The organism is Mycobacterium sp. (assembly GCF_035499775.1).
Lineage (GTDB): Bacteria > Actinomycetota > Actinomycetes > Mycobacteriales > Mycobacteriaceae > Mycobacterium.
In genome coordinates, this window is the sequence record NZ_DATJYB010000417.1 from 1 (window position 1) to 5,087 (window position 5,087).

Sequence of the window (5,087 nt, forward strand, 5' to 3'; positions counted from 1 at the left end):
AGCCGCACTTCTGTTGGCGGTGGACGCGAGCTCTGGTAGGTGTGGCCAATCGCAATCCCGCCGGCAAGGGCAACGATCACCGCCGCCGCGACGGCCAGCGCGAGACGACGGCTGATCGACGAGCCTGTCGGGGCAGTCGACGTTCCAGGTTCGCCCTTGTCGGACGAACCGACGGTGATCGGCTCGATCACTGGTGGGATCGGTAGGGGGGCGGAGGCTTCGATGGCGGCGAGGTCGAGTGGAGGCACCTCGGAGGGGTCGACCGGGCGGTGCCGTCCGGCGTCCCTGAGTTCGCCGACGAGCGCGGCGGTCTCCGCGAGCTGATCTCGGCAGTGGTCGCAGCCACGGATGTGGCCAACTGTGACAGTGCGTTCCGCTGGGGGAAGTTCGCCGCTGAGCAGGCCGGCCAGGTCGACGTGCTCGCTGTCGCTGGTCATCGCGGCGCTCCTTCCAGCGCTGCGGCGAGTGCGCGTAACCCGCGTGCGGCGCGTGCCTTAACGGTGCCCAGCGGCGCGCCGACCCACTCGGCGACCTGAGACAGGCTCAGGTCGTCGAAGTAGACCAGCATGAGCACTTGGCGTTGTTCCGGGCTGATCGTGGCGAGCGCGTCACGGATCTGTTGGGAGCGGGCGAAGCGTTCAGCCAGGTCGTCGGCGATGAGCGCGCTGTCCTGCGGCAGGTCTGCGACGGGTTCGGGTCGCCGGGAGCGGAGCTGGTCGGCGGCGCGATGCTTGGCGATTCCCATCACCCAAGCCGCGAGTGACCTGCTGGCGTCGTACTGTTCTCTGCACCGCCAGACGTCGAGGAATGTGTGTTGAAGGACGTCTTCCGCGTCGCCGGGTGGGACCACTCGGCGGAGGTAGCCGAGCACGGTCGGGGCAAGCAAGGCGTATGCCTGCCCGATCGCGTCGTCATCGACCGCCAGCCGCGCAGCGATGTCGCTGATCGCGGGCCCGGTGTCCATCCCCACACTCTCTCTGCGTATCGGTGACCCTGATCGGTTGCATTGGTGTCCCGTGCAACCGTTCGGCTGCCACGACTCGCATAGCTGCACAGGAGCGGGCAACAGGCCCGTCCACCGCCAAGGAGGCCACTGTGCTAGTCAAACACCGTTTCGCCACCGTCGCCGCCGGGTGCGCGTTGGTACTGACCGGTTCAGCGCTCGGTGTGAGTGCTGCCGCCGCTCACCCATCGACAGCTGCTCACCCAGTGTCGAAACACCACCCTGCAAAGCTCATTGTGTTCACGGGCGGGGTCACGACGCTCAAGCTGGCTTCCGCGACTGCGTCGGCACTGAGTTCTCACGGCGTGTCGGTTGCCCCAGCGAGTGAGGCAAAAGTGGTCTCGTCAGGTATCGCGTTCCCCATCCAGGGCGGCCTGATCAACGCCAAGAGCTTGGCCGGGTCGATCACTCACGATGGTGGGCTCACCTTCACCGCAGGCGGCAAGACCCTCACCATTCGCGACTTCACGGTCAACACCGTGACGGGTTCCCTGACCGGCTACGCCGATCAAGCTGCGGCACGGATCAAGATTCTGGACCTGAGCTTGCGTAAGGCGAAGGTCGCGGCCAGCCGGCACACTCTGGCGGTCAGCAACATCACGGCCACGCTGGATGCGGCCGCCGCAAAGGCTCTGAACCAGTACTTCTCAACCACCCTGTTCAGCAAGGGCCTGCCCATCGGGACAGTCCGGGTGAGCGCCAAGACCCGCGAGCTCACAAACTGACGAGACCGCCCAGGGAGATCTCCGGCAGTGGCGGGAGCACCTGACTCCCGCTACTGCCGGTCGATCCTGCTGTCGCCAAGGGGAACATCACCAGTCACCGCCACCTGACGATCCTGCGTTGATTCCGTCCTTCATTGGGGACACCGTTCGGTCCGCGAGCGACTCCAGACTCGACCTAAGAAGCTGCGCGACGAGCGAGGGGTTCAGACCGGGTCGCGTTCGCCGTTACGAGGACGGGGGGAGGGGACAGAAGCTCGTTGTCGTGTCGTGAGGAGCGCAGAGGTTGTAGATCCAAGGCACCCACGCTTGTCCCGCTTGCCCCTGGTCGTTCTTGTACGTGATGACGAAGCCGTCATCCGTGCCGGTGCCGGTACCTACTCGACGGACCGTGATTGCTAGTGCCAGTCGCACAGATCATGACGCCGAAGGTGAACCTCGCGCGGTGCGGGACGGCGTGCGCTGTGTCAGTCACCGGCCCGTTGCCGGGCACATACATGCCGACTGAGCCTGCCGAAACCGGAACGAACCCCTTCGGATGGACAGAGTGGGCGATTGGACCGCTCGACGAAACCGACGAGCATGCTGACGCCACGACGAGGGTTGAAACGACACCAACGATCCAGCTAGATGGGCGCCATTTCCCATCTAGCTGTGCGCGTGGCGCGCTCGGAGTTGGCGCGCTCGGAGGGATTCGAACCCCCAACCTCTTGATCCGTAGTCAAGTGCTCTATCCGTTGAGCTACGAGCGCCGGTGGCGAAGCGCGATCGAGTCTAGCGGTAGCCCGACGGCTCAGACGACGCCAGCAGGAGCGTGGCCGTAGGCCGGGAAGGCGAGCGCAATCCTCATCGCGTGACGTGAGGCCCGAGTCTGGGTGAACCGCCAATCGGAGCGCCGCTCCGCCTCGTTGAGGTAGATCAGCCCGATCAGCTTCTTGTTGGTCCGGACCATCTTCAGCAGCCGAGAGATGCCACCGGGCTGCCCGGATCCCTGCGCCACCCCAGTTTCGGCCACGATCCACGGTTTCGACGGAGCCACCCTCCGCAGCTTCGCCATGATCGGGTTGAACACCGAGCCGGCGCTACGCCCGGCCGGGATTAGATAGCCGTCCATCCCGACGAGGTCGACATAGGAGTTGCCCGGGTAGAGGGCGCCGAGCTTGTCCACCCCGCCCTTGTAGAGAAGGTTTGGGCTCCACATCCATTTCACGTTCGTCACGCCTTGCCGGTGGAAGATCCTCCACACGTGGCGCCACATCGCGACGTACTGTCCGGTGGTGTTGTGCATACCAGCCGTCGCAACGCCCCACGGATACCAGTGACCGTTCATCTCGTGGTCGAACCGAAGGACGAGCTGGCAGTGCAGCGTCTTGATCTCTTGTGCCGTCGACTTGATATAGGAGTCATACGCACCGGCCGCGATCCGGCGCGGCGCGTAGGCCGGCTGCGACCTCGCGACCGCGCCATCGGAGATGACCGACCAGTCCCACGACTCCCACGACCAGACGGGCACCACACCTTCATTGCACAGACCCTGCGCTTCTCCTACGTCGAAAGGATGGGTCCAGTCGGTGTACCACTCCGCCATGTTGGGTTCTTTCGACAGTTGGTGGCCGAGAGTCTGAAGGGGACCTACGGACTGAGGGACGCCGATGGCCGACACACCGAAGTACTTCTTTGTCGGGTGGAGGAGCGTCCCGTGCCTCCCGCCCGGACTATGGGCAGCGGTGCTCTGGTAGGCCTGCGGCCCAGCCGCAAGCAACCCGGTGACCTGGGCTCCCTTCGTCGACTGGTCCGTGCTGGCGCAGCCGGCGATCAGCGCCAGCGCCGCCGCCACCAGACCGACCCCTACTCGAGAGTTCATGACTGCGCGCTTACCCTCCGTGCTCGTAACGCCATGACCAAAACGAAGGCATAGGACAGACCGAACAACTCCATAAACAGCCAGTCGATCGGCCTGTACTGCAATCCACGGATTGCCGCACCCAGTACCCATGCCACGCTAGCCGTGACGCCCCACGCGCAGATCCCAATCCAGATTCGCCGAGTGTCGCGATTGACGGTCCCGCTCCCGGTGGCCTGCCAGGCACGCAAACGGCCGGTGAAAATGTCCAAGATCGCAAACAGGTGCGCCCAGCCATACAGGTACTTCGCCATAAGAGCCGACGGGCCGTATCTGATCCGGTTCCAGAGTGGGAAGATCACCACCGCGTAGAACGTGCTGGGGAGAATCAGCACGTAGTTGGCGAACTGAACGTGGCTGGGCTCGGCGATAATCAGCACCAACGGGATGGCCGGTGCAAAGAACACGAACACCGCTGTGTGCAGGTAGTAGCAGAGGCCGGACAGGTGGCAAAGCCGTGTCATCGTCGGCATCCGGGTCGACCAGAACTTGCGGGAGGCGACGAGGCTCATCGAGCCTGCACACCACCGATACTGCTGGGTCAAGAAAGCGTCGGGATGCTCCGGGCACAGGCCCGTGGCCAGCGGCACTGGGACGTAGCGAAGCCGCCAGCCGGCTCGGGAAAGATCGAAGCCGGTATGAACGTCCTCGGAATGCTCGATCAGCGCGGTTCCACCGATGGTGTCGAGGGCGGCCCTCCGATAGACCGCACACGAACCGACACAGATCGCGCCGCCATGGCTGTCCCTCGACACCTGGATCATCCGATAGAACAACTCCTGGACCGCAGCCGCCCCCCGCTCCATGACGGTCTGCCGCGGACTCGACCGAAAGAACTGTGGCGACTGCACGATCCCCAGTTCCGGGTCGTCCTCGAGGTAGGGCAGGAGGTGGTTCAAGAAATCCGGCCGGGGACAGAAATCGGCGTCGAAGACGACGAGATAGGTGTTGTTCGAGGTCTCATACCCGAAGTGCAGGTTGCCGGACTTCTTCAGCCAGCCGCGGTTCGGACGCACCGCGTAGCGAAATCCGAATCGCGCTGCTTCGACCTCGGCCTCAGCTGAAGCGCCGTCATCGAGAACATGCACAAGCACGTCACCGGGATAGTGGTCGGCCATCTCCGCAACGTGTGTCCAGGTGTTGATCAGCACGTCGATGCCTTCGTTGCAGATCGGCAGCAGCACATCCACCGACGGGTACGCAGCCGGCGCCCATTCCTCGACCATCCGGCGATGTGCAGCAACGTCGAAGTTGCGGCTACCGATGCTCGTAATCAACGAAAGGAGGTAGTAGACGATCGTGAACGCAAGCGCGGGGAGCAGGAGCACGAGCCAGCCGGCGATCTGCACGAAACGGACCTGGCTCACCGCGAGACAGACGATGCTGATCAGAGACATCCCGGCGAGCAGAGCAACTTCACGATGCTCATAGCTCGAGAGCTCAGCGTCGACGGGGGCGC

The 5,087-nt window shown here is 64.2% G+C and carries 5 protein-coding genes and 1 tRNA gene; 1 reads left to right on the forward strand and 5 read right to left on the reverse strand.

The features are described from left to right. Together VML93_RS25845 and VML93_RS25850 are read right to left on the reverse strand one after the other, a co-directional pair. Positions 1-437, reverse strand: a 437-nt coding sequence (locus tag VML93_RS25845; RefSeq protein ID WP_414686444.1) for an anti-sigma factor family protein, incomplete at its 3' end; no start/stop codon positions are given. Further along, on the reverse strand, positions 434-964 hold the full coding sequence (locus VML93_RS25850) for a sigma-70 family RNA polymerase sigma factor (RefSeq protein WP_325615116.1): 531 nt from the start codon (positions 962-964) through the stop codon (positions 434-436). The genes VML93_RS25850 and VML93_RS25845, both read right to left, overlap by 4 nt. 374 nt (positions 965-1,338) lie before the next feature. Between VML93_RS25850 and VML93_RS25855 the strand changes: the two genes are divergently transcribed. Beyond that, positions 1,339-1,728, forward strand: coding sequence for an HtaA domain-containing protein (locus VML93_RS25855; protein ID WP_325615117.1), 390 nt, complete (start codon positions 1,339-1,341; stop codon positions 1,726-1,728). 673 nt (positions 1,729-2,401) lie between these two features. On the opposite strand, the gene VML93_RS25860 is transcribed toward VML93_RS25855, so the two are convergent. From VML93_RS25860 to VML93_RS25870, 3 genes are all read right to left on the reverse strand, one after another. Then, positions 2,402-2,477: transfer RNA gene (locus VML93_RS25860), tRNA-Arg, on the reverse strand. A 41-nt stretch (positions 2,478-2,518) separates the two neighbouring features. Then, a complete protein-coding gene (locus VML93_RS25865) occupies positions 2,519-3,589 on the reverse strand; it encodes a glycoside hydrolase family 26 protein (protein WP_325615118.1) in 1,071 nt (356 codons plus the stop codon). Beyond that, positions 3,586-5,087: glycosyltransferase family 2 protein (locus VML93_RS25870; protein WP_325615119.1), on the reverse strand; the 1,502-nt coding region annotated here is incomplete at its 5' end. The genes VML93_RS25870 and VML93_RS25865, both read right to left, overlap by 4 nt.